Source organism: Pseudomonas sp. SWRI68, assembly GCF_014269165.1.
GTDB lineage: Bacteria > Pseudomonadota > Gammaproteobacteria > Pseudomonadales > Pseudomonadaceae > Aquipseudomonas > Aquipseudomonas capeferrum.
In genome coordinates this window covers 213059-237601 of record NZ_JABWRU010000007.1, presented here as the reverse complement: position 1 = coordinate 237601, position 24543 = coordinate 213059, and the positions used below count along the sequence as shown (strand labels likewise).

The window sequence follows — 24543 nt, the reverse complement described above, 5'->3', positions numbered from 1 at the left end:
CAAGGGACCGGTCAGGGCCCTTCGGGTTCACTCTTCCTCGCGTTGCAACACCATCAAAAGCATCGAGCGCCCCTTCACCTCGAACGTGCTCTCGAACGCCAAGTGCTGCCCCTTGCGCAACTCTGGCCGGTCGGTATCCACCAGGCAGCTCCAGTAATCACCGTCAGGCACGGTCGGCAACTGGAACGGCACCACGTCATGATGGGCATTGACGATCAGCAGCACCGTCGCCTCGGCGCCTGGCCGGGCGATGCCGCTGACCTGGGCACGCCCGTCGATCAACATGCCCAGGCACCGGCCATGGGGGTCTTCCCATTGCTCGACGCTCATTTCGCTGCCATCCGGCGCCAACCAGGTGACATCCTTGACCCCGATCGCCTCGTTGTAGTCGCCCACCAGAAAGCGTGAGCGGCGCAGCACCGGGTAGGCCAGGCGCAGGCGGGTCAGGCGCTTGACGAAGGCCAGCAGCGCGGCGCCCTCGTCGTCCAGGTCCCAGTTGACCCAACCGATCTCGCTGTCCTGGCAATAGGCGTTGTTGTTGCCGTGCTGAGTGCGGCTGAACTCGTCGCCGGCGACGATCATCGGCGTGCCTTGGGCAAACAACAGGGTGGCGAAGTAGTTACGCATCTGGCGCATGCGCAGGGCATTGATTTCCGGGTCGTCGGTGGGGCCTTCGGCGCCACAGTTCCACGACAGGTTGTTGTCGGTGCCGTCCTGGTTGTTCTCGTCGTTGTCCTCGTTGTGCTTGTTGTTGTAGGACACCAGGTCGCGCAAGGTGAAGCCATCGTGGGCGGTGACGAAATTGACCGAGGCATAGGGGCGCCGGCCGCGGTTGTTGAACATGTCGCCCGACGCGGTCATGCGCGAAGCGAAGTCGGCCAGCTGGCCTTCGTCACCTTTCCAGAACGCCCGCACGGTATCGCGGAAGCGGTCGTTCCACTCGGCCCAGCCGGGCGCGAAGTTGCCCACCTGGTAGCCACCGGGGCCGCAGTCCCAAGGTTCGGCAATCAGCTTGACCTGGCTCAGCATCGGGTCCTGGCGGCAGGCGACGAGGAACCCGTGGCGTTCGCTGTAGCCGTCATGGTAACGGCCAAGGATGGTCGCCAGGTCGAAGCGGAAGCCGTCCACGTGCATCTCACCGGCCCAGTAACGCAGTGAGTCGGTGACCAGTTGCAGCACGCAAGGGTGGCTCAGGTCCAGGGTATTGCCGGTGCCCGAATCGTTGATGTAGTAACGCTTGTCATCGGGCATCAGGCGGTAGTAGGAGGCGTTGTCGATGCCGCGCATGGACAGCGTCGGGCCGCGCTCGTTGCCTTCGGCAGTGTGGTTGTAGACCACATCCAGAATCACCTCCAGGCCGGCGTCATGCAGGTGCGCAACCATCTCCTTGAATTCGGCGATCTTGCCGCTGGCCAGGTAGCGGGGGTGGGGGGCGAAAAAGGCAATGCTGTTGTAGCCCCAGTAATTGTTGAGGCCCTTGTCCAGCAGGTGCTGGTCGTTGACGAAGGCGTGGATCGGCAGCAGTTCGATGCTGGAAACGCCCAGGTCCTTGATGTGCTTGAGCAGCTCGTCATTGGCAAGGCCGGCGAAGGTCCCGCGCAGCGCTTCGGGCACCGCCGGGTGGCGCATGCTGATGCCGCGGGTATGGGCTTCGTAGAGGATGGTGCGCTCCCACGGTATCTGCACGCGCTGATCGCGGCCCCAGGTGAAGGCCGGGTCGATAACCTTGCATTTGGGCACGAAGGGCGCGCTGTCACGCTCATCGAACGACAGGTCGCCGTCGGGGTGGCCGATGGTGTAGCCGAACAGGGCCTCGGACCATTTCAGGCTGCCGACCAGTTGCTTGGCATAGGGGTCGATCAGCAGTTTGTTGGGGTTGAAGCGGTGGCCGTTCTCGGGCTCGTAAGGGCCGTAGACGCGGTACCCGTAGACCAGGCCCGGGTGCGCGTCGGGCAGGTAGCCGTGGTAGATCTCGTCCGTGTACTCGGGCAGTTCGATGCGTTCGATTTCCTGTTCGCCGCTGGAGTCGAACAGGCACAGCTCAACCTTGGTGGCATTGGCCGAGAACAGGGCGAAGTTGACCCCAAGCCCGTCCCAGGTGGCGCCGAGGGGGAAGGGCATACCTTCGCGAATGCGCGATGGGGCGACTGAGCGGGTTTTCTTCGGGATGCGGGGGCTCATGGCGGTCCTCGTGTGGCCGTGGTGAAGGGGGAAACAGTGCAGCGTCTGTGCCGTCTTCTTCGCGGGGCGAGTCGGATCGCCGCACCGCCGCTCCCACAGGGAGGGTGCAGGCCTGACTGTGTGGGAGCGGCGGTGCGGCGATCCGACTTGCCCCGCGAAGAGGCCGGTACAGGTTTAACCAGCAGCCGGCTTCTTCACCGCGCGAGGCTTCTTCACCGCTGCAGGTTTCTGAACCGGCTCTGCTGCTACCTTAGGCTTGGCCGGCGCTTTCTTGCGTGGCGCTGCCTTGGGCGCAAGCGCTTCAGCCTCGGCGAGCTTGCGCGCCATGTCCCAGTGGCGCTCCTCCTCACCGACCGGCTTACCTTCCGATTCCCAGATCTGGTAGGCAAATTCACGAATACGTTTTTCATCGACACTCATCATGACGCTCCTGATGCTCAAGATTGTTGTATCAACACATTGACTGGAAATTCCGACAGTACGGCGCTCAACGGCAGCTCCTTTGAAAGGCTGACCGCAGCACAGGGGAAAAGTCCCGTCGAGTTGGCAGACGACAAGGCAAACGGCAGTATCAGCCGGGTGTCGTCCCAGTTATGGGCCGGGATCAACGGTGTAGGGGCGCTACCGAGCAGGCCGCTGGCCAGGCGCGGCGCGATCACGATGGCGCGCTCGTCGTCACCCAGGCGGGCGAAAGCCAGCACCTTGTCGGCATGCCGGCCCTGCACGGTCAGCGGCAGGTAGGCGCCACGGCGGAACAGTTCGGCATGCGCCTGGCGACAGTCCAGCACCCGCGCCACCAGCGCTTGCTTGATGCGGCCATCGCGCCAGTGCGCCAGCAGTTCGGCGACCGGCGTGGCGTCGTCCAGGGTGCGGCGCCTGCTGGCGTAGTCGACTGGGCGGCGGTTGTCCGGGTCGACCAGGCTGAAGTCCCAGTATTCATTGCCCTGGTACAGGTCGGGCACGCCGGGCACGGTCATGCGCAACAGCGCCTGGACCAGGCCGTTGAGCGCGCCTGGGCAGGCGATGAGCTGGGCGGCATCGGCCAGCGACTTGCGCAACTGCTGGTTTTCGCCATCGAGCAGCAGGCCATCGATGTAGCGTGCGCAGGCGGCCTCGTAGGCGTCGTTCGGGGCGCTCCAGCTGCTGCGCAGCTTGGCTTCGCGCAGGGCCTTCTGCTGCCATTGCCGCAGGCGCTCGGCGTACTGGCGCAGTGCGCCGTCATCGTGTGGCTCAAGGCCCAGCGGCCAACTGCCCAGCAGCGTCTGCAGCAGCATCAGCTCATCACCGGGGCTGGGTGCCAGGCCATCGTCCAGTTGTGCCCGCAGGGGCGCCGCCAGCTCGCGCCAATGCTCCACGCGGCTGGCCAGCCACGGCCCGCGTTCGCTGAGCACCGCCAGGCGGGCGCGGGTGTCTTCGCCGCGTTTATGGTCGTGGGTAGCGGTGGCCAGCAGGCTGTCGGGGAAGTCGCGCAGGCGCCGCTGTGCCTCGTTATGGAAGTACGCTGGGCCCGCGCTGAAGCGCTCGGCCTCGAAGCCCACGTCGTTACGCGACAGCAGCCGCGCACTGCGGTAGAAGGCGGTGTCTTCCACTGCCTTGGCGGCGCTGGGTGCGGTCAGTTGCTGGAAGCGAACGCAGGCATGGCGCAGGTGCTTGCGCGGCCGGCCCGGTGGTAAGCCGCGCCAGGGCTGGCCGCCCAGCCATCGTTCGAGCTGTTCGAGCAGTGGCCAGTCCGCCTCGCCAAGGTCCTGGCGGGCAGCGGCCAAGGCCTGCTGGAAGAACGCTTCGTCCTCGGTTGGGCGGCCGCAGGCGTTGAAGTAGGTGCGGTACACCGGGTAATGCGCGACCAGCGCCTGCAAGGCCCGGCGGATGGCGCCAAGGGTCAAGTCACGGGTCATCAGGTCGTCGCGAGCCACTTGCAGCAACGCCTGGGCCACCGATTCGCAGTCACCGGCCAGGCTGGCGTTGAGCACCAGGTGGCGGGCCAGGCGCACCTCCTCGGCGAAGTCCGGGCGTTCGCTGACGTTGGCCCAGAGCTCGGTCAACGGCGCTTCGCCCGCCGGGTCGTGTTGCAGCAGCGAGACCTGGTTCATGAACTCGTAGCCGGTGGTGCCGTCGGTGAGCCAGTCGCGGTGCAGGTGTTCGTTGGCCCCGAGAATCTTCTCCACGTAGATCGGGAAGTGCTCCAGCGCCGCATGCAAGGGCCGCCGGGCCAGCAGGCCATCGACCCTTCGGCGCAGTTTGCGGCAATAGCCGCGTGGGTCGGCCAGGCCGTCGATATGGTCGATGCGCAGGCCGTCCACCAGGCCGCGTTCGATCAGTTCGAACAGCTTGGCGTGGGTGGCTTCGAACACCACGGCGCGCTCGACCCGCAGGCCGCCCAGCTCGTTGATGTCGAAGAAGCGCCGCCAGTTGATGTCGTCGGCGGCGGTGCGCCAGCTGGCCAGGCGGTAGGTCTGGCGTTCTAGCAGCAGGTGCAGGCGCTTGAAACCGGCCTCGCTGCGGCTATCGAAAGCGAGCAGGGCCGCGTCGAGGTCGGCGCCGTCTTTTACCAGGCGCGCCAGTTCAGCCTGCAAGGGCAGGGCGTCGGCCAGCGGTTGGGCGCTGTCGTGCAGGGCAGTGAAATGCGCGGCCAACGCCTGCAAGGCGGGTTCGGGGCTTTGCGCGAGGATCCAGCCGTAGTCGATCGGGCAGATGGGGAACCGGTGTTCGTAGTGGGCAATCTGCAGCACACCGTGGTGCTTGTCGAACGTCAGCGGCATATCGCCTTGCTTCAAGGCCGCCCCGTAATCGCTGCCCAGGAAGGGCAGCAGCAACTGGCCGGCCAGCAGCGGGTCGCTGGAGTGCCACTGGATATCGAAGAACGCCGCATACGGGCTGCGCCGGCCCCAGGCCAGCAGGCTTTGCCACCACGGGTTGTCGGCGCCGCCCACGGCCATGTGGTTGGACACCGTGTCGAGGATCAGCCCCATGCCGTGCTGGCGCAGTGCGGCCACCAGGCGCTCCAGTGCAGCCTCACCGCCTAGCTCCGGGTTGACCTGGGTCGGGTCGACCACGTCGTAACCGTGGCGGGAGCCGGCGCGGGCCTTGAGAATCGGCGAGGCATACAGGTGGCTGATGCCTAACTGGGCAAAATACGGCACCAGCGGCACGGCGTGGTCGAGGGTGAAGTCGCTGTGAAATTGCAGGCGCAGGGTCGCGGTCAAGGGCTTCATCGGTCACGCTCCCAGGCTTGTTCACGGGCTTGGGCCAGCAGCTCCAGTCGCCGTGCGGCGTCTTCGTCGTCGAGCAGTTCGCGCACCGGCAGGGCGAAGCGCCGGCGCCAATTGGGGTGCCCTTCGGTGGTGCCGGGCAGGTTGGGTTGTTCGTCGCAGCCCAGCAGGTCTTCAAGTGGCACCAGCACCAGCGGGGCGCGGGTATGGCCGACGTAGCGCAGGGCGGCGTCGATCACCGCGTCGTTGTCGGGCAAGGGGCCGTAGTTGGCCTCCAGGGTGCGGCGCAGGCCGTCGTGTTCTTTCTGGCGCTCGTGGCGCCAATGGAGTTCGGTGGCGGCGTCGATCAACTGCAGGCGATGGCTCCAGTCGATGTCGCGGTTCTGCAGCCAGCCGGCCAGCGGGGCCAGGTCGTGGGTGCCAGTGGTGGCCAGGGCGCTGTCCGGCCAGTCGAGAATGGGCCTGAAGTGGCCGGGTTGGGTCTGCTCGAAGGGCAGCACACGCATGCCCAGCACGGCCTTGTCGGCCAAGTGTTCGCGCAGGCCTTCGGGCACGGTGCCGAGGTCTTCGCCGAGGATGATCACCTGGTGGCGCACCGACTCCAGCGCCAGCAGGCGCAGCAGGTCTTCGAGGGGGTAGTTCAGGTATGCGCCCTCGCTGGGCTTGGCGCCCCGGGGGATCAGCCACAGCCGACGCAGGCCCATGACGTGGTCGATGCGCAGGCCACCGGCATGGGCCATGTTGGCCCGCAGCATCTCGATGAAGGCGCGGTAGCCATTGCGCTTGAGGCCTTCTGGGGAGAACGCGCAAATGCCCCAGTCCTGCCCCGAGCGGTTGAGAATGTCGGGCGGCGCGCCGACCTTGAGGTTGGCCAGCAACTCGTCTTGGCGGCTCCAGGCCTGGCTGCCGGCACCGTCGGCGCCTACCGCCAGGTCGGCGATCAGGCCGACGGCCATGCCATTGCCACGGGCGGCCTCCTGGGCTCGTTGCAGGCTGCGTTCGGTCAGCCATTGGCAAAAGGCGTGGAACTCGACCTTGGCCGGGTAGGCATTGGCGAAGGCTTCGACCTCGGCGTGGTAGGGGTCGTGCCAGGCACTGGGCCACTTGCGCCAGTCGGCGCCCAGGCCATGCTCCACCGCTTGTGCCTGCAGTACCTCGAAGCGGCAGTGGTGCTCCAGGGCCTGGCCGGCGGCCTCGCGGTAGCTGTCGAAGTCCTTGCGCAGCGGGTGATCGCCCTGGCTGAAGTCCTGGTACAGCGCTTCGAGCAGGCGCAGGCGGGCACTGGCAGCGCGGGGCCAGTCGACCAGCGGGCGTTGCTCCAGGTCTTCGAGCTGCTGCTGCAGCCCGCAGGCTTCGATGGCCATGCGCACGGCGCGCTCGCCAAACAGCGCGGCCGGGCTGGCATAAAGGCTGTTGAGCAGCAGGCGGCTGGAGGGCGAGTAGGGGCTGTAGTGCTGCTGGTCGATGGACGACAGGGCGTGGATCGGGCTGATGGCCAAGGCGTCGGCACCGCGCTCGGCGGCCGTACGTGCCAGTTGCTCCAGCGCCAGGCAATCGCCGTAGCCGCCATCGCCGCTGCGCCGCAGGCTGTACAGCTGAACTGCCAGGCCCCAGCAGCGCGGTGGCGGTTGCGGCACGCTGTCTTCGAGGCTGTAGCAGCGCGACGGCGCCACGGCAACGGTGAAGGTGCGGCCGTCGATTTCCAGGCTGTGGTAGCCCAAGGGCAGTTCGCCGGGCAGGCGAGCCTGGCTGTCCAGGGCCAGGCTGTGCTGGCTGTGGTCTTCCAAGGTGCAACGCACCGCGCTGCCTGCGCTGAAATAGCGGTGCAGGGCCAGCGGTTGGCCCAGCTCGACGGTCAGCAAGGGCGGCAGGTGCTCGCTGTCCTCGGCGGCCTCCACAGCGCGCAGGCTGGCCTGGATGGCGGTCTCGTCGACGGCGGGGTGGCCCAGGCCTTCGAGGACGTTGCGCAGTACGGCGTCACTGACTTGCTGGGGCCGGGCGTTGGCATCGATCCAGTCACGGCTGAGCCCGACGCGGGCCGCCAGACGGTGCAGGGCGGTTTCGCTCATGGGCGCTCCTGGCCAGGGGGAATCAGGCTGACCACGCAGCTGTACGCGGCCAGATGGGTATCGGGGTGGCGGTTGTCACTGCTGTCGAACAGCCGTGTTGCGGCAGGGGGTAGTTCCACGGCTTGGGGGCTTGCGGCCAGGTTCAAGTCGATGCGCAAGGTGTTGCCATCGCCCAGCCGCCAGCGTGCGCTGAGCGCTTTGTCGCCGTGCACGTCGGCGCCCAGCGCACGGCTGCCAGGCAGGTGCGGGATGACATGGCGACGGCGCAGGTCGAGCAACTGCTGATAGAGGCCGTGCCAGCCGGCAATGACCTCATTGTGCTGCGGGCGTGATGACTCGAATGTCTGCTCGGCGTTGGGGTCGGGAATGCGCTCACGCTGCGCGGGGTCGGCGAATGCGGTGAAGTGGGCGAATTCGCCGCGTCGGCCTTCGCGCACGGCATCGGCCAGTTCATCGTGGAAGTCGGTGAAGAACAGGAACGGGCGGCAACTGCCGTCATCGTCGCCCATGAACAGCAGCGGGATCATCGGCGCCAGCAGCAGCAGGCCCGTGGCCGCACGCAGGGCTGGCGGCGGGCACAGGCGGGTCAGGCGTTCACCCAGGGCGCGGTTGCCGATTTGGTCGTGGTTCTGCAAGAACAGCACGAACGCGCTCGGCGCCAGGTGCCCGCTGGGTTCACCGCGCGGCTCGCCATGGCGGTTGGCCTGGCCCTGGAACACGAAGCCTTCCGACAGGCAGCGGGCGAGCTGGTCGATGGGGCGCTGTTTGTAGTCGGCATAATAGCCTTCGGTTTCGCCGGTCAGCAGCACGTGCAGGGCGTTGTGGCCGTCGTCATTCCACTGCGCGTCGAAACCTTGCTCCAGTAAAAAGGCCTGGTTGTGCTCGTTCTCCAGCACCAGCCACACATGCCGGCCAGGCTCCACCGCAGCGCGTACCCGTTGCGCCAACTCGACGAGAAAGTCTGGCTGGTCGATGGCGTGCACCGCATCCAGGCGCAGGCCGTCGCAGCGGTAGTCGCACAGCCACATCAGGGCGTTCTGGATGAAGAACTCGCGCACCTCGGCGCGGCGGAAGTCGATGGCCGCGCCCCACGGCGTCTGCTGGTCTTCGCGGAAAAACGGGCTGGCGTACTGGTGCAGGTAATTACCGTCCGGGCCGAAGTGGTTGTAGACCACGTCCACCAGCACCATCAACCCTTCGCCATGGGCCTTGTCGACCAGCGCGCACAGCTGCTGCGGACTGCCGTAGGTATTCTGCGGCGCGAACGGCAGCACGCCGTCGTACCCCCAGTTGCGTTCACCCGGAAACTGCCCCAGCGGCATCAATTCGACAGCACTGATGCCGATGTCGGCCAGGCGTGGCAGTTGCCGGGCAACCCCGGCATAGCCGCCCAGCACGCCGACGTGCAATTCCTGAATGACCGCTTCGTGCCACGGGCGGCCCTGCCAGGGGTGTTGCCAGTCGTAGCTGGCCACATCCACCAGTTCGCTCGGCCCCTGCACGCCCTCGGGCTGGTAGCGCGACGCGGGGTCCGCTACCTGCAGTTTGCCGTCGATCCGATAGTGATAGCGATCGCCGGCCTGGCACGGGGCGGTGCCGGTGTACCAGCCATCATTGTCGGGCAGCAGCTCGACCGGCGGCTGCTGCTCGATTTCCACGCTCACGCTGCGCGCATCCGGCGCCCAGAGGGCGAAGCGCGCCGACGTGGCGTCCAACAACTGTGCGCCATGCCTGTGCATCTTCGATTCTCCGCTCAGTTGTGGCTGAACTGTGCCTGCTTGACCAAGTCCTCATAGAGGCGAGCGTAGGGTTCCACCGCCTGGCACCAGTTGAACGGCTGGGTCATCGACAGGCAGCGCATGGCGTTGAGCAAGTCTTTCTTGCCGTACACATAGAAGGCGCGGCTCAGCGCTTCGCGGTAGCTCTCGACGGTCGATTCGTTGAACAGAAAACCCGTGACCCCACACTCGATGGTATCGGCCAGCCCGCCGGTGTTGCGCGCCACCGGCAGTGAACCGAAGCGCTGCGCGTACATCTGGCTCAGGCCGCACGGTTCATAGCGCGACGGCATCAGCAGGAAGTCGCTGCCGGCGAACATGCGCCGCGCGTCGGTCTCGTTGAAACCAATGCGCACGCCGATACGGCCCGGGTGGCGCAGCGCCAGTTCGCGCATGGCCTGTTCTTCTTCCGGCTCACCACGGCCGATGATCGCGATCTGCCCGCCTTGCTCGACGATGTAGTCAGCCACACCCAGGGTCAGGTCGAGGCCTTTCTGGTAGACCAGGCGCGAGACCACGGCAAACAGCGGGCCCTCGGAGGGCTCGAGCTCGAACAGCTGGCGTACGGCTTCGGCGTTGCGCGCCTTGCCGTCCCAGTCATTGATGCTGAAGTTGTGTTGCAGGTGCTTGTCGGTGGCCGAGTCCCAGCTTTCGTCGATGCCGTTAGGGATGCCGCCCAGCAGGCCTTGCTGGGCCTTGGCCGCAAGGAAACCGTCCAGGCCGCAGCCAAACTCGGGGGTGGTGATTTCCCGGGCATAGGTGGCGCTGACCGTGGTGATGTGGCTGGAGTAGGCCAGGCCGGCCTTGAGGAACGACAGCTTGCCGTAGAACTCCATGCCTTCCTGCTGCATGGCGTGCTCGGGGATTGCCAGCTCCGGGCTGCAGCCACGGCTGTAGACGCCCTGGTAGGCCAGGTTATGGATGGTGAACAGGGTCGGCGTGTTCAGCCCGCGCCAGTGCATGTAGGCCGGGGCCAGGCCTGCAGGCCAGTCGTGGGCGTGCACCACTTCGGGCTTCCAGTGGATCATGCCTTCGCCGGCGGCAATCTCGGCTGCAGCCAGGCCCAGGCGGGCGAAGCGGATATGGTTGTCGGGCCAGTCGCGGCCATTGTTGGCACCATAGGGAGTGCCGTCACGCTGGTACAGCTCAGGGCAGATCAACACATAGATGACCAGGCCATCGGCCAGGTCCATACGGCCGATCTTGCACGGCGGCAGTGCGGCGTGGCCGCCCAATTCGCCGACGATGTGAATCGGGTTGTCGCTCTCCATCACCTGGCGATAGCCGGGGATCAATACGCGCACATCGTGCAGGTGCGCCAAGGCGCGGGGCAGGGCGGCAGAGACGTCGCCCAGGCCGCCGGTCTTGACCAGGTCGGCGATTTCCGAGGTGACGAACAGGATCTTGCGTTTGTTCGGGTTGTGCTGGCGCTGTGCGCCGGGTGCCTTGCCTGTCGTGGCGAATTCCGGGGTAAGCGGCTCGCGGTTGTCCGGTTTGAATGAATCTACGTGAGGCTCGACAGCGGCACTGATCATACTTCTCTCCGTCCCTATGCTTGGCCGGGTGCTGGCACCCGCGGCGTTATCTCGTGTTGGTTCTCTCTGGTTCAAATCCGTGTAGTGCTATCCATGCCCCTGAGTCGTGCGCGCAGGCACAGCGCGATCAGCATTCCGGCCGAAGGCGATTGGACTGAATGGGGTTGGTGGGCCGAAGCGGGGGAGGTCCCGTTGCATTTGGCCTACTTAGTTCCTGACCCACCGCCGTTTGTGAAAGTTCGACTTTTTTACGTCACTCTTCCTATGAGCAAATGGCGGGCCGAAAGCTGAGTGTAGGAGAGAAGAAGTAAAAAAGGTGACCCACTGGTCACTTTCGTTATGGCCGGTTTAGACGCAAACGTTGGCGTCTGTGACCCGATGTGAACGGGGTGCTCGAGGGTAGGGCACAGGCTTTCAGACGCGCATCATTTCGTCGCGCAGAGAACGGGGATGCCCTGTTTTGGTGCGCGCGCAGAGGCAAGCGAAGAGGGGGAGGTAGAGCAGCGTGGGAGCCGGTCAGCCCCCACCGGGGAAGGTCACGATCAGAGATTGATAGCTTTGTCGCCGGAGCGAGCTTGCTCAAGCATCATGTGCAACTGAGCGACCTGCTGACGCAACTGGTCACGTTCGTCTTTCAACTTACGCAGCTCATCACGGCGTACGGAGACATAGAGGGTCTGGGTTGGAGTAGCAGGCATCAAGGTACCCATGAGCACACCTCGCGGTTTTGGCTGGTGACAGTTAAAGCGTAGTCGCTTCACGCGGGGCGCATTCTGAATTCTTTCGCCGCCCATGGGAACTTTTTTGTTTATCGTGGTCTCGCCGTTCGTCGCTGAACCCTTGGGCGGTACGCTGGACTAATCTGAAACGCTTAACTGCATCATCATCCATTTTCGAAACGGGAGCATCGGCTCATGCAACTGGGAATCGTCGGGCTGGGCCGCATGGGCGGCAATATCGCAAGGCGCCTGATGGGCGCCGGCCATCGCACCGTGGTGCACGACCGCAACCGCGACGCCGTCGTCGGGCTGGAGGGCGAGGGTGCACAAGGTGCCCACGACCTCGGCGCCCTGGTGCAAAAACTCAAGGCCCCGCGTGCGGTGTGGGTGATGTTGCCGGCCGGTGACCCTACCGAGCAGACCATCGCCCAACTGGCCGACCTGCTGGAACCGGGCGATGCGATCATCGACGGTGGCAACACCTTCTATAAAGACGACATGCGCCGTGCCGCCGATCTGGCCAAACGTGGCCTGCACTATCTGGACGTGGGCACCTCTGGCGGCGTGTGGGGGCTGGAGCGTGGCTACTGCATGATGATCGGGGGCGAAAAGGACGTGTTCGAGCGCCTCGAGCCGCTGTTCAAGGCCTTGGCGCCCGGCGTCGGCGACATCCCGCGTACCCATGGCCGCGAGGGCGAGCACCAGCGCGCCGAGCATGGCTACATCCACGCAGGCCCACCCGGTGCCGGGCACTACGTGAAAATGGTGCACAACGGCATCGAGTACGGCCTGATGCAGGCCTACGCCGAAGGCTTCGACTTGCTGCGCAGCAAGGGCGGCAACGAGCTGCCCGAAGACCAGCGCTTTGACCTCGACGTGGCCGAGATCGCTGAAGTCTGGCGCCGCGGCAGTGTGGTCACGTCCTGGTTGCTGGACCTTACCGCCGATGCGCTGGTGGCCGACCCGCAGTTGGCGCAGTTCAGTGGTTCGGTGTCCGACAGTGGCGAGGGCCGCTGGACCATCGATGCCGCCGTGGAGCAGGCCGTGCCAGTGCCGGTGCTGTCCAGCGCGCTGTTCGCCCGCTTCCGTTCGCGTCAGCAGCAGGGCACGTATGGCGACAAGATTCTCTCGGCCATGCGCCTGGGCTTTGGTGGGCATGTCGAGAAGAAAGGCGAATGACTAAACAGACGATCCCTGCAGCTCCTCCCTGCACCCTGTTTCTGTTCGGCGCCAATGGCGACCTGGTCAAGCGCCTGCTGATGCCGGCGCTGTACAACCTCAGCCGTGACGGGTTGCTGGACCGCAACCTGCGCATCGTTGGCGTCGATCACAATGCCGCCACCGCCGAGGCGTTCGCCGAGCGCCTGCACGCCTTCATGCTGGAGCGTGACAAGGGCGGCGAGGGCAGCGCCAAGTGCCTGGACGAAAAACTGTGGGCGCGGCTGGCCAAACGGCTGGACTACCAGACCGGCGACTTTCTTGACCCGGCCACGTACCAGGCGATTGCCAAGCGCATCGAAGCGACCCGTCATGGCAACGCGATCTTCTACCTGGCCACCTCGCCACGGTTCTTCCCCGAAGTGGCCCTGCGGCTGGGCCAGGCCGGCCTGCTCGACGAGTCGGCCGGGGGCTTTCGTCGCGTCGTGGTGGAGAAACCCTTTGGCACTGACCTTGCCAGCGCCGAGGCACTCAACGCCTGTTTGCTGAAGGTGATGGGCGAGCGGCAGATCTACCGCATCGACCATTACCTGGGTAAAGAGACGGTGCAGAACATTCTGGTCAGCCGCTTCTCCAACGGCCTGTTCGAGTCGTTCTGGAACAACCACTACATCGACCACGTGCAGATCACCGCCGCCGAGACCGTCGGCGTCGAAACCCGCGGTGCGTTCTATGACAACACCGGGGCCCTGCGCGACATGGTCCCCAATCACCTGTTCCAGTTGCTGGCGATGGTCGCCATGGAGCCTCCGGCCGCCTTTGGCGCCGATGCCGTGCGCGGCGAAAAGGCCAAGGTGGTCGGCGCCATTCGCCCGTGGTCGGCGAAGATGGCGCTGAAAAACTCGGTGCGAGGCCAGTACACGGCGGGCAAGCAGGGGCGCAAGCGCTTGCCCGGCTATCGCCAGGAAGCCAATGTCGGCGAAGACAGCCAGACCGAGACCTACGTGGCACTCAAGGTGATGATCGACAACTGGCGCTGGGCCGGCGTGCCGTTCTACCTGCGTACCGGCAAGCGCATGAGCGTGCGCGACACCGAGATCGCCATCTGCTTCAAGCCCGCGCCCTATGCGCAGTTCCGCGAGTCGGAGCTGGAGCGGCCCAAGCCCAACTACCTGAAGATCCAGATCCAGCCCAATGAGGGCATGTGGTTCGACCTGCAGGCCAAGCGCCCGGGCCCTGAGCTGGTGATGGAGAACGTCGAGCTGGGCTTTGCCTACAAGGACTTCTTCAAGATGACCCCGGCGACGGGCTACGAAACCTTGATCTACGACTGCCTGACCGGTGACCAGACGCTGTTCCAGCGGGCCGACAACATCGAGAACGGCTGGCGCGCGGTGCAGCCCTTTCTCGACGCCTGGGCCAAGGATGGCGAGGTGCATGAATACCCGGCAGGTGAAGATGGGCCAGAGGCTGGCAATGAACTGCTGACCCGCGACAGGCGGGAATGGCACCGTTTGGGGTGACCTGATCAAGCTGGCTTGCCCCGCGAAGAGGCCGACACAGGCGACCAACCGGCTCAACCGAAAGGAGACTCAATGCCCGCCCACATCGAAGACTACGCCTTGCTCGGCAATTGCCGCAGCGCCGCCCTGGTCAGCCGCGATGGCTCCATTGACTGGCTGTGCCTGCCCCGCTTCGACGCCCCCGCCGTGTTTGCAGCCCTGCTGGGCAATGAAGAAAACGGCCGCTGGCGCCTGGCCCCTTGCGACCCGGTCGAGCACACCAGCCGGCAATACCTGGAGGACACCCTGGTGCTTGAAACCACCTGGGTCACCGCCTCTGGCCGGGCGCGCGTGCTCGACCTGATGCCCCTGGGCGAGGTCAACTCGGTCGTGCGCATCGTCGAAGGCCTGGCCGGCGAAACCAGCTTCGAGATGGACCTGGTGCTGCGTTTCGACTACGGGCGCAGCGTGCCTTGGGTAGAAAAGCTCGACCCCCTGACCCTCAGCGCCGTAGCCGGCCCTGACCGCCTGATCCTGTGCAGCACGGTCCCCTCGCATGCACGCGACCACCACACCGTCGCACGCTTTCGCGTCGGTGCCGGCCAACGTCAGGTGTTCAGCATGCGCCACCAACCCTCGCACCTGCCTGTGCAGCCCGATTGCGATGTCGAGGCAGCGCTGGCGCAAACCATCAATCAATGGCAGGCCTTTGCCGCCCGCAGCCCGGAGGTCGGTCCCTACACTGCCCTGGTGCGGCGCTCGCTGCTCACGCTTAAGGCCATGACCTACGCGCCCACCGGCGGCATCGTCGCCGCTGTCACCACCTCGCTGCCCGAGCGCATAGGTGGCGAACGCAACTGGGACTACCGCTTCTGCTGGCTGCGCGACGCCACCATGACCCTGCTGGCGTTCATGAACCTGGGCTATTTCGACGAAGCCCAGGCCTGGCGCGAATGGCTGTTGCGTTCGGTGGCCGGCAACCCCGAACAGATGCAGATCATGTACGGCCTGGCCGGCGAGCGTGACCTGCAGGAGTACACCCTGCCGTGGTTGGCCGGTTACGAGCACTCGCAGCCGGTGCGGGTGGGCAACGCGGCGGCCGGGCAGGTGCAATTGGATATCTACGGCGAGCTGGCCGATGCCATGACCCAGGCGATCAAAGGCGGTTTGCCCCGCCACCCACGCAGCGCCGCGATTGCCCGCTTGATCCTGCCGTACGTGGAGCGCATCTGGCGAGACCCGGACGAAGGTATCTGGGAAGTTCGCGGTGGCAGGCAGCATTTCGTGCATTCCAAGGTCATGGCCTGGGTGGCGTTCGACCGCGCGGCGGGGTTGGCCGAAACCACCGAAGAGGACCGCGAGCGCGGGCGCCATTACCGCCAGGTGGCAGACGAGATTCGCCGTGAGGTGTGCGAGCGCGGGCTGGACCCGAGCGGGGCGTTTTTTGTCCAGGCCTACGGCGCCAACGAAATGGACGCCAGCCTGTTGCAGATCGCATTGACCGGCTTTCTGCCGGCGGAAGACCCACGGTTTTTGCGCACGCTGGCAGAAATCGAAAAGCGGCTGCTGAAAAATGGCCTGTTGTTGCGCTACGACACCGACAGCTGCAGCGACGGCCTGAGCCCTGGGGAGGGCACCTTCCTGGTGTGTTCGTTCTGGCTGGCCGATGTCTATGTCCTGTTAGGCCGGCAAGCCCAGGCACAGGCCCTGTACGAACGCTTGAGCGGCCTGTGCAACGACTTGGGGTTGCTGGCGGAGCAGTACGACCCGGCAGGCAAGCGAATGCTGGGCAACTTCCCCCAAGCGTTCAGCCATATCGGCATCATCAACACGGCGCTGAACCTGCACCGCGCGCAGTGCCCGGTGCGCGATCGGGCGCGTTGTGGTTAGCGTGCCCATTGTGGAGGATTTCAGGTCTTAATAAATGTGTGACGCATCGAGTCACATATGTTACTTTGCTGTGTGTGATGCGTGGGGTCACACTTAGCCCGTCTCCCAAATGGACACGGCGAGCTACCCATGATCATCAGTTTTCGGCACAAGGGATTACGAATCCTTCATGAAACGGGCAATACCCGAGGGGTCCAGGCCGCTCACATACAGCGTTTGAAGCGTCAGTTGCAATTTCTCGATCGCGCCATGACGGCACAAGACGTGAGCCTTCCAGGATGGCACTTGCACTCGCTCAAAGGTGACTTGTCAGGCTTTTGGTCAATCAGCGTCTCTGGTAACTGGCGACTGACTTTTCGTTTTACAGGTTCGGATGTCGAGCTGGTTGATTACCTTGATTATCACTGAACAGGAGGGCTGACCATGCCTTTGCACAATCCGCCACACCCCGGCGAAAGCTTGCGTGAGGATGTTCTGCCGGCGCTAGGCCTGACGGTGAAAGCCTTTGCGTCGCACCTTGGGTTCTCGCGTGAAGCGCTTTCGCGGGTGTTGCATGGCCGTGCGGCAATGTCGCCAGACCTGGCATTACGCCTGGAGATGGCGGGTATCAGTACGGCCAGGCTGTGGTTGGCCATCCAGGCCGATTACGACATCTGGCAGGCGCGGCACCGCCAGCAGCCTGTGATCACGCGGTTGTTCCAGGCTGCCTGATTCGATTGAGCGAAACGACCGGAGTAGACTAGTGCAATTACCTCTCGGCAAGGAGCACGCATGAGCGTTCGTGGCCACGATCGGCAGATCGACAACATCGAATTCAATGTCAGCGATATCGCACGGAGCAAGGCCTTTTATGGCAGCATCTTCGGCTGGCGCTTCACCGATTACGGCCCTGCCTACACTGAATTCAGCGATGGTCGGCTGACGGGTGGCTTTACTACAGGCGAGCCGGTACGCCCGGGTGGCCCGCTGGTCATCCTGTACGCCGACGACCTCGACGCCACGCAGCAGCGGGTCGAGGCCGCCGGTGCGCAGATCAGCCGTGCCACGTTCTCGTTCCCCGGCGGGCGAAGGTTCCACTTCGTCGACCCGGACGGCTATGAACTGGCGGTGTGGACGGCCCAAGCTTGATGGCCAACCACAAGATCGAGATCCGCCGGCGCAACATCGAGAAGATTCTCCAGGCTGCAGAAAAGGTGTTCGCCGAGAAAGGCTATGGCGCCACCTCGATGGGCGATATCGCCGAGCAGGCCGAGTTGCCGCGCTCCAACCTTCATTACTACTTCAGCACCAAGGACGACCTGTTCCGCGCCGTGCTGCAGGACCTGCTGGATGTGTGGAAGCAGGATGCGCTGTGTTTCGAGAACTTCGATGACCCACGTGTGGTGCTCACCAGCTACATCCGCGCCAAGATGGGCCATTCGCGGTCACGCTCGCTGGGCTCGAAAATCTGGGCTGAAGAAATGCTGCACGGCGCGCCCGTGCTGGGCGTGAGCCTGGACGAAAGCCTGGTGCCCTGGGCGAAGCTGAAGGAGACCAAGATTCGCCGTTGGGTGGAAGACGGGCGCATCCTGCCGGTAGAGCCGTCTGCGCTGTTGTACATGATCTGGGCATCGACCCAGCACTATGCCGACTTTGGCTATCAAGTGGCGTTGCTCAATGGCGGCGAGCCCTTGTCGGACATGGCATTCGAAAACGCGGTGCAGACGGTGACCAGTGTCATCCTGCGTGGCATTGGTTTGGAACCTTGATATGACCTTGAGTGAACGGGCTGCACGCAGCATCCACGATGTACATGATCTGATCCATGCAGTATTCACCCGGCCCGCTGCGCGAACCGAGGCGCTTCGCAGCGAGTTGTTGGCAGTGTTTGCCGACAACTTCAGTATGGTCACCACGGCGGGCGCGATCGTTGATCGGCAGCAGGTGGGGCAGTTGTTCGAGCGGGGGGCCGGGGCTCGGCCAGGGCTGGAAATCGAGGTCAGTGACGTGCAGGTAGTGTGGCAGGCGGGGGCGAGTGTGGCGGTGCGCTACAAGGAGACGCACCGGTTGCAGGGGCAGGAGACTGCGCGGTATTCGTTGGCCATTGTGGAGTGTGACGAGCAGCGGGTGGTGTGGGTGTACCTGCATGAGACGGCGGTGGTTTGACCAGAGATGGGGCCGCGCAGCGGCCCCGGCCTTTTCAGCCTCAGCTCGCCTCGCGATAGGGGTTACGCGGATCCTGCGTCCAGTTCAGATAAGGCTTGCCGGTATCCTGCGCCACCATGTCGATGCAGTTTTCCACCGGGCAGGTGATCTGGCACAGGTTACAGCCCACGCATTCCTCCTCGATCACGCTGTAGATGTGGGTGCCATCAGCCTTGGCCGTGCTGGCAATGGCCTGGTGCGACGTATCTTCGCAGGCGATGTGGCAGCGCCCGCAACCGATGCAGGCGTCCTGGTCGATGTGTGCCACTGACTTGTAGTTGATGTCCAGGTACTTCCAGTCGGTGGTATGCCCCACAGCCTGGCCTCTGAACGCCTCCAGGTTGCGGTGCCCATGCTGGTCCATCCAGCGGGCCAGGCCGTCTTTCATGTCTTCGACGATACGGAACCCATGCAGCATCGCGGCCGTGCACACCTGCACGGCGCCGCTGCCCAGGGCGATGAACTCGGCAGCGTCACGCCAGTTGCCGATACCGCCGATGCCGCAAATCGGCAAGCCACGTGTCTCGGGGTCGCGGGCGATCTCCGCGACCATGTTTAGGGCGATCGGCTTGACCGCCGAGCCGCAGTAACCACCATGGGTGCTCTGGTCGCCGACGATGGGGTGGGCCACCATGCGGTCCAGGTCAACGCTGGTGATCGAGTTGATGGTGTTGATCAACGACACCGCATCCGCCCCGCCGCGGTGCGCGGCGCGGGCCGACTGGCGAATGTCGGTGATGTTCGGCGTGAGCTTGACGATCACCGGCAGGGCGCAATAAGTCTTGCACCAGCGGGTGACCATCTCCACATACTCCGGCACCTGGCCGACCGCCGCGCCCATGCCACGTTCAGGCATGCCGTGGGGGCAGCCGAAGTTCAGTTCGATGCCATCGGCGCCCGTGGCCTCCACCAGGGGCAGGATGAACTTCCACGATTGTTCCTCGCACGGCACCATCAGCGATACGATCAACGCGCGGTCGGGCCAGTCCTTCTTCACCTGGGTGATCTCACGCAGGTTGATCTCCAGCGAGCGGTCGGTGATCAGCTCGATGTTGTTGATACCCTGCACCTGGCGGTTGGCGCCGTAGTGCGCTGAGTAGCGCGACGACACGTTGACCGCCGCCGGGTCCTCGCCCAGGGTCTTCCAGACCACGCCGCCCCAACCGGCCTCGAACGCGCGGACCACGTTGTAGGCCTTGTCGGTGGGTGGCGCCGAGGCCAGCCAGAAAGGGTTGGGCGCCTTGATACCGGCGAATTCGATAGACAAGTCGGCCATTTACGCAGCCTCCACATTGAGCATGAGTTGGGCATGGATGGCTTCAGCGGCCAGCTTGCCGTGTTGCACGGCCTGGACGGTGAGGTCCTGGCCCAGGGCGGTGCAGTCGCCGCCCGCGTAGACACCCGCAAGGCTGGTGCGCATGTGCGCATCGACGTGGATGCGTTCACCCTCGCGGGCCAGTTGCGTGGCCACGGGGTCGATGAGACTGGCGTCGTCGAAGCGCTGGCCGATGGCCTTGAAGATCGCATCGGCGGCCAGCTCGAAGGTTTCGCCGGTGTCGCGCAGGCGCCCATCTGCCAGTGCCGTGCGGGCGAAGCGCATACCGCGCACCTTGCCGGCGTCATCCAGCAACACGGCATCGGGGCGCGCCCAGGTGTGCAGGCGCACCTGGTTGGCCTTGGCGATGTCCTGCTCGTGGTCGGTGGCGCCCATGTCGGCGTGGCCGCGGCGGTACACCAGGTTGACGTCACGGGCGCCCAGGCGGCTCATCTGCACGGCCATGTCGATGGCGGTGTTACCGGCGCCGATCACCAGGCAGCGGTCGGCCAGCGGCAGTTGGCTCAGGTCGTCGGTCTGGCGCAGTTCGCGGATGTATGCAGTGGCGGCGAGCACGCCAGGCGCTTCTTCATCGGCCAGGCCGAGCTGACGCACAGCATTCAGGCCAAGGCCCAGGAATACCGCATCGTACTGATCGCGCAGCTCGCCCAGGCTGAGGTTGCTACCCAGGCGTTGACCGTGGCGAATTTCGATACCGCCGATACCCAGCAGGAATTCCACCTCGCGCTGGGCGTAGTCGTCTACCAACTTATAACGGGCAATGCCGTACTCGTTGAGGCCACCGGCCTTGTCGCACGCTTCGAAGACCACTACGTCGTGCCCATGCATGGCCAGGCGGTGCGCGCAGGATAACCCGGCCGGGCCTGCGCCGACCACGGCGATGCGCTTGCCGGTGGCTGGCGAGCGGGTGAAGGGGTGCTCGGTGAAGTGGGCGTTGTCCAAGGCATAGCGCTGCAGTTGGCCGATCAGCACCGGTGCGCATTCCTGGGCGTTGTTGCGCACGCAGGCTTGCTGGCAGAGGATTTCGGTCGGGCATACCCGCGCACAGCTGCCGCCGAGGATATTCGCCGACAGAATGCGTTCGGCAGCGCCTTGCAGGTTCTCGTCACTGATGCGGTGGATGAACGAGGGGATGTCGATTTCGCTTGGGCAGGCATTGACGCAGGGGGCGTCGTAGCAATACAGGCAGCGGGCGCTTTCCACGGCGGCCTGGCGGGCGGTGAGGGGCGGGGCGAGGTCGCCGAAGCGCTCGGCCAACTGGTCGGCGCCGGCCCGGGGGCGCGGCAAGTGGTTCAGGGCATCGATCACGGTTGTTAGCCTCTCTTTTCTTTTTTGGATGTGGCAGTCAACGGCAATACGGCGCCGCCCGGCCTCTTCAGGGCCGGTACGGCAGTGCGGGTGCTGTGGTAAGGCTCAGCGCTGGACGGGTGTCGGGCGCTGCTGCTCGGCGCGTCGGCCCAACACCTCGTACACCGAGGGGTAGGGTGGGCGCTCCACGTAACGGCCGACGCCAGGTTCGGCGCGCAGGTCGCCATCGGCCCAGACCACACGGCCCTGGCTGATGGTGTGGCTGGGGATGCCGCGCACGGTGCGGCCTTCGAAAATGTTGAAGTCCACGCGCTGGTGGTGGGTCTGCGCCGAAATCAATCGCGTGCCCTCTGGGTCCCACAGCACCAGGTCGGCATCGGCACCGACGCGGATGGCGCCCTTGCGCGGGAACAGGTTGAAGATCTTCGCGGTGTTGGTGGAAGTCAGTGCGACGAACTCCTGCATCGACAGGCGCCCACTGTTGACCCCGGCATCCCACAGCACCGCCATGCGGTCCTCGATACCGGCGGTGCCATTGGGGATGCGGCTGAAGTCGTCGCGGCCCATGGCTTTCTGCTCGGCGCAGAAACAGCAGTGGTCGGTGGCGGTGGTGTGCAGGTTGCCCGATTGCAGGCCGCGCCACAGGGCTTCCTGGTGTTCCCGTGGGCGGAAGGGCGGGCTCATCACGTAGCCGGCGGCGGTGGCCCAGTCCGGGCTGCGGTAGACGCTGTCATCGAGCAGCAGGTGGCCGGGCAGTACTTCACCGTACACCGGCTGGCCTTTGGCCCGGGCATAGGTGATCTCGTCCAGCGCTTCGCGGCTTGAGATGTGCACCACATACAGCGGTGTACCGATGGTTTCGGCAATGCGGATGGCGCGGCTGGCGGCTTCGCCTTCGACCTGCGAAGGGCGCGACAGGGGGTGTGCCTCGGGGCCCGTCATGCCCTGGGCCAGCAGTTTTTTCTGCAGGTGGTAGACCAGTTCGCCGTTCTCGGCATGCACGGTGGGCACCGCGCCCAGTTGCAGGCAGCGTTCGAAGCTGGCCACCAGCGTGTCGTCGGCGGCCATGATGGCGTTCTTGTAGGCCATGAAGTGCTTGAAGCTGTTCACCCCGTGCTTGGCCACCAGTTCGCCCATTTCTTCGGCGACCTGCTCGCTCCACCAGGTGATGGCGACGTGGAAGCCGTAGTCGCAGGCGCTCTTCTGTGCCCAGCCACGCCAGGTGTGGAAGGCCTCCAGCAACGACTGCTGCGGGTTGGGGATGACGAAGTCGATGATCGAGGTGGTACCGCCGGCCAGGCCTGCAGCAGTGCCGCTGAAGAAGTCCTCGCTGGCCACGGTGCCCATGAAGGGCAGTTGCATGTGGGTGTGCGGGTCGATGCCGCCGGGCATCAGGTACTGGCCAGTGCCGTCGAGGATTTCGCAGTCGGTGGGGGGGGTGAGGTTTTCGCCAATGGCGCGGATCACACCCTCGACACACAAAACATCGGCGGGGTAACGCTCTTCGTGGGTTATCACGGTGGCACCACGGATCAACAGGGACATGCCGTCTTCCTCGCAGGCTGACCGGTCTGGGCCGGTTCTTGAATTGTTATCGGCCAGTGGCTGAAGGGTGACTTGCAATCCTGTCAGACCTGACAAGAATGAAATTTAGATGGTGATTTGAGATTGTTCAAGAAAATAATTTATTAGCTTATAGCATTTATAAATTATTGATATTAAAGGTAAAAATATAGAAATCACCAAAATGGTGAGGCCCTTCACCATTTTGACGCACTTGACAAGAAGCCAAATTGGTCAAGATTTTCCATGCAAAATCAGCTGCTTGATAACCGGTTCGAAGGGCCGGCTATCCTGCTCAAAAAACCAGGCTGCACCAGATTGAAACCAAAGGCAGGGTGCAGGGGCGGCCGAAGGTGGTATGCGCAGCAGGCGAGGGGAACACCGTACTTTCGCCAGGCGCAGATAAATGCTTTGCAGTTCAGTTGATTACCTCCGGTAGGCGGCGGCCACCCGGGACGGCGCAGGCCAACCCGGCACGCAATTTGAGTACGGCCACAACCGCCAGGCCGGACCGGAGGAGCAGTACTGGTGGTGTGTGTACTCCGGCCATCGCGTTAGCCCGATGAGCAAACAATTAGAAAAACCTGGAGAAGGCCCCATGCAACAGAGCAGATCGCAAGTGATCGAGCAGGAAGGCCTGTTCGAGCTGGAGGCGGGCAGTGACGTGCTCGACAGCCCGCGCTACAACCACGACATCGCGCCCACCAAGGTGCACCAGCGCACCTGGAACAAGTGGCACATCACCGCCTTGTGGGTGGGCATGTCCATCTGCGTACCCACCTACACCCTGGGCGGTGTGCTCACGGCCTACTTTGGCCTGAGCGTGGGTGAAGCGTTGCTGGCGATCCTGCTGGCCAACCTGATCGTGCTGATCCCGCTGACCCTCAACGCGTTCCCCGGCACCAAGTACGGCATCCCCTTTCCGGTGCTGCTGCGTTCCTCGTTCGGCATCCTTGGTTCCAACGTGCCGTGCTTGATCCGCGCCGTCGTCGCCTGTGGCTGGTTCGGCATCCAGACGATGTTCGGCGGCCTGGCCATTCACCTGTTCCTCGGTTCGATGTTCGATGGCTGGAAGGCCCTGGAGGGCACCGGTGAGGTGATTGGCTTCATGATCTTCTGGGCCCTCAACCTGTGGGTGGTGCTGCGCGGGGCGGAGTCGATCAAATGGCTTGAAACCCTTTCAGCGCCATTGCTGGTGGCGGTCGGCATCGGCCTGCTGGTGTGGGCTCTGCCGCACATGTCGATGACCGAGTTGCTGGCGCAACCGCCCAAGCGGCCCGAGGGCGCCAGCGTGGTCAGTTACTTCTGTGCCGGGCTCACCGCCATGGTCGGTTTCTGGGCCACGTTGTCGCTGAACATTCCCGACTTCAGCCGCTACGCGAAAAGCCAGAAGGACCAGATTCTGGGGCAGATCTTCGGCTTGCCGCTGACCATGTTCCTGTTCGCCGCCCTGGGTGTGGTGCTGACCGCCGCTTCGGCGTCGCTGGTGGGCGAAACGGTGTCGGACCCGGTGAGCCTGATCGGCAAGATCCAGAGCCCAGGCTGGGTGGCCCTGGCCATGGCACTGATCGTGATCGCCACACTGTCGACCAACACTGCGGCGAACATCGTGTCGCCAACCAACGACTTCCAGAACATCGCCCCACGCCTGATCGGGCGTAGCCGTGCGGTGTGGCTGACCGGCCTTATCGGCTTGGCGCTGATGAGTCACGAACTGCTCAAAAAGCTTGGCTTGATCGTTTCCGACCTGAGCCTTGAGAGCGTCTATTCCAACTGGTTGCTGGGCTATTCGAGCCTGCTTGGGCCCATTGCCGGGATCATGGTGGTGGACTACTTCCTGATCCGTCGCCAGCGTCTGGACCTGGCCGGGCTGTACCGCGACGACGTGTATCCGGCCTGGAACTGGGCAGGTTTTGCGGCCTTCGCTCTGCCGGTGGCGCTGACCGTCATGGCCATCGGCAACAGCAGTTTCAGCTGGTTCTACGACTACGGCTGGTTCACCGGTTCGCTGCTGGGTGGGGCGCTTTACTACGTCCTCGGCGGCGTGGCGGCGCGCAGCCCGACGCGGCTGGCCAAGCCTTTGCCGTGACCGCTTGCCAGTACCGACAACT

At 64.5% G+C, this 24543-nt stretch carries 19 protein-coding genes; 9 read left to right on the top strand and 10 right to left on the bottom strand.

Going from position 1 to position 24543, the window contains the following annotated elements; genetic code table 11:
* Positions 1–27: 27 nt before the first annotated feature.
* The 7 genes from glgX to HU770_RS13610 all read right to left on the bottom strand — a co-directional run bounded on the left by glgX (position 28) and on the right by HU770_RS13610 (position 11482).
* Positions 28–2181, bottom strand: a complete 2154-nt coding sequence (glgX, locus tag HU770_RS13640) for a glycogen debranching protein GlgX (protein WP_033696687.1) — start codon at positions 2179–2181, stop codon at positions 28–30.
* 174 nt (positions 2182–2355) lie between these two features.
* Positions 2356–2604 (bottom strand): DUF2934 domain-containing protein, encoded by a 249-nt coding sequence (locus HU770_RS13635; protein ID WP_033696691.1) that lies wholly within the window; start codon positions 2602–2604, stop codon positions 2356–2358.
* Between the two features lie 14 nt (positions 2605–2618).
* A complete protein-coding gene (locus HU770_RS13630; protein ID WP_186663866.1) occupies positions 2619–5393 on the bottom strand; it encodes a malto-oligosyltrehalose synthase in 2775 nt (924 codons plus the stop codon).
* Positions 5390–7459, bottom strand: a complete 2070-nt coding sequence (malQ, locus tag HU770_RS13625; RefSeq protein WP_186663865.1) for a 4-alpha-glucanotransferase — start codon at positions 7457–7459, stop codon at positions 5390–5392. Before malQ ends, HU770_RS13630 begins: the two co-directional genes overlap by 4 nt.
* On the bottom strand, positions 7456–9198 hold the full coding sequence (gene treZ, locus HU770_RS13620) for a malto-oligosyltrehalose trehalohydrolase (protein WP_186663864.1): 1743 nt from the start codon (positions 9196–9198) through the stop codon (positions 7456–7458). The genes malQ and treZ overlap by 4 nt, the downstream gene beginning before the upstream one ends.
* A 14-nt stretch (positions 9199–9212) precedes the next feature.
* Complete coding sequence (gene glgA, locus HU770_RS13615) at positions 9213–10772, bottom strand: glycogen synthase GlgA (RefSeq protein ID WP_186663863.1); 1560 nt, start codon at positions 10770–10772, stop codon at positions 9213–9215.
* A 542-nt stretch (positions 10773–11314) separates the two neighbouring features.
* Positions 11315–11482 carry a DUF6026 family protein gene (locus tag HU770_RS13610; protein WP_077068354.1) on the bottom strand — a complete coding sequence of 56 codons (168 nt, stop codon included), beginning with the start codon at positions 11480–11482 and terminating at the stop codon, positions 11315–11317.
* Between the two features lie 165 nt (positions 11483–11647).
* Between HU770_RS13610 and gnd the strand changes: the two genes are divergently transcribed.
* The 8 genes from gnd (at position 11648) to HU770_RS13570 (ending at position 18186) form a co-directional block, all read left to right on the top strand.
* Complete coding sequence (gene gnd / locus HU770_RS13605; RefSeq protein ID WP_227697295.1) at positions 11648–12670, top strand: phosphogluconate dehydrogenase (NAD(+)-dependent, decarboxylating); 1023 nt, start codon at positions 11648–11650, stop codon at positions 12668–12670.
* Positions 12667–14172, top strand: a complete 1506-nt coding sequence (gene zwf, locus HU770_RS13600; RefSeq protein ID WP_186663862.1) for a glucose-6-phosphate dehydrogenase — start codon at positions 12667–12669, stop codon at positions 14170–14172. Before gnd ends, zwf begins: the two co-directional genes overlap by 4 nt.
* 72 nt (positions 14173–14244) lie before the next feature.
* On the top strand, positions 14245–16041 hold the full coding sequence (locus tag HU770_RS13595; RefSeq protein ID WP_186663861.1) for a glycoside hydrolase family 15 protein: 1797 nt from the start codon (positions 14245–14247) through the stop codon (positions 16039–16041).
* Between the two features lie 129 nt (positions 16042–16170).
* Positions 16171–16449 (top strand): type II toxin-antitoxin system RelE/ParE family toxin, encoded by a 279-nt coding sequence (locus HU770_RS13590; RefSeq protein ID WP_077068355.1) that lies wholly within the window; start codon positions 16171–16173, stop codon positions 16447–16449.
* A gap of 15 nt (positions 16450–16464) precedes the next feature.
* Positions 16465–16752 (top strand): HigA family addiction module antitoxin, encoded by a 288-nt coding sequence (locus HU770_RS13585; RefSeq protein ID WP_033696702.1) that lies wholly within the window; start codon positions 16465–16467, stop codon positions 16750–16752.
* Positions 16753–16812: 60 nt separating this feature from the next.
* Positions 16813–17169, top strand: coding sequence for a VOC family protein (locus HU770_RS13580; RefSeq protein WP_033696703.1), 357 nt, complete (start codon positions 16813–16815; stop codon positions 17167–17169).
* Positions 17169–17789 carry a TetR/AcrR family transcriptional regulator gene (locus tag HU770_RS13575; protein WP_033696704.1) on the top strand — a complete coding sequence of 207 codons (621 nt, stop codon included), beginning with the start codon at positions 17169–17171 and terminating at the stop codon, positions 17787–17789. Before HU770_RS13580 ends, HU770_RS13575 begins: the two co-directional genes overlap by 1 nt.
* A 1-nt stretch (position 17790) precedes the next feature.
* On the top strand, positions 17791–18186 hold the full coding sequence (locus HU770_RS13570; protein WP_186660188.1) for a DUF4440 domain-containing protein: 396 nt from the start codon (positions 17791–17793) through the stop codon (positions 18184–18186).
* Positions 18187–18226: 40 nt separating this feature from the next.
* Here the strand turns inward: HU770_RS13570 and preA are convergent, their stop codons facing one another.
* The 3 genes from preA to hydA form a co-directional block, all read right to left on the bottom strand.
* Entirely contained in the window at positions 18227–19501 is a 1275-nt protein-coding gene (gene preA / locus HU770_RS13565; protein ID WP_033696706.1) for an NAD-dependent dihydropyrimidine dehydrogenase subunit PreA, read from the bottom strand.
* Positions 19502–20869, bottom strand: coding sequence for an FAD-dependent oxidoreductase (locus tag HU770_RS13560; RefSeq protein WP_186663860.1), 1368 nt, complete (start codon positions 20867–20869; stop codon positions 19502–19504). It abuts the gene before it with no gap.
* Between the two features lie 105 nt (positions 20870–20974).
* The gene (gene hydA, locus HU770_RS13555) at positions 20975–22414 is read right to left on the bottom strand and encodes a dihydropyrimidinase (RefSeq protein WP_186663859.1); all 1440 of its coding nucleotides are present in this window, start codon (positions 22412–22414) and stop codon (positions 20975–20977) included.
* A gap of 616 nt (positions 22415–23030) precedes the next feature.
* Between hydA and HU770_RS13550 the strand changes: the two genes are divergently transcribed.
* Complete coding sequence (locus tag HU770_RS13550; RefSeq protein WP_033696709.1) at positions 23031–24521, top strand: NCS1 family nucleobase:cation symporter-1; 1491 nt, start codon at positions 23031–23033, stop codon at positions 24519–24521.
* Positions 24522–24543: the final 22 nt, after the last annotated feature.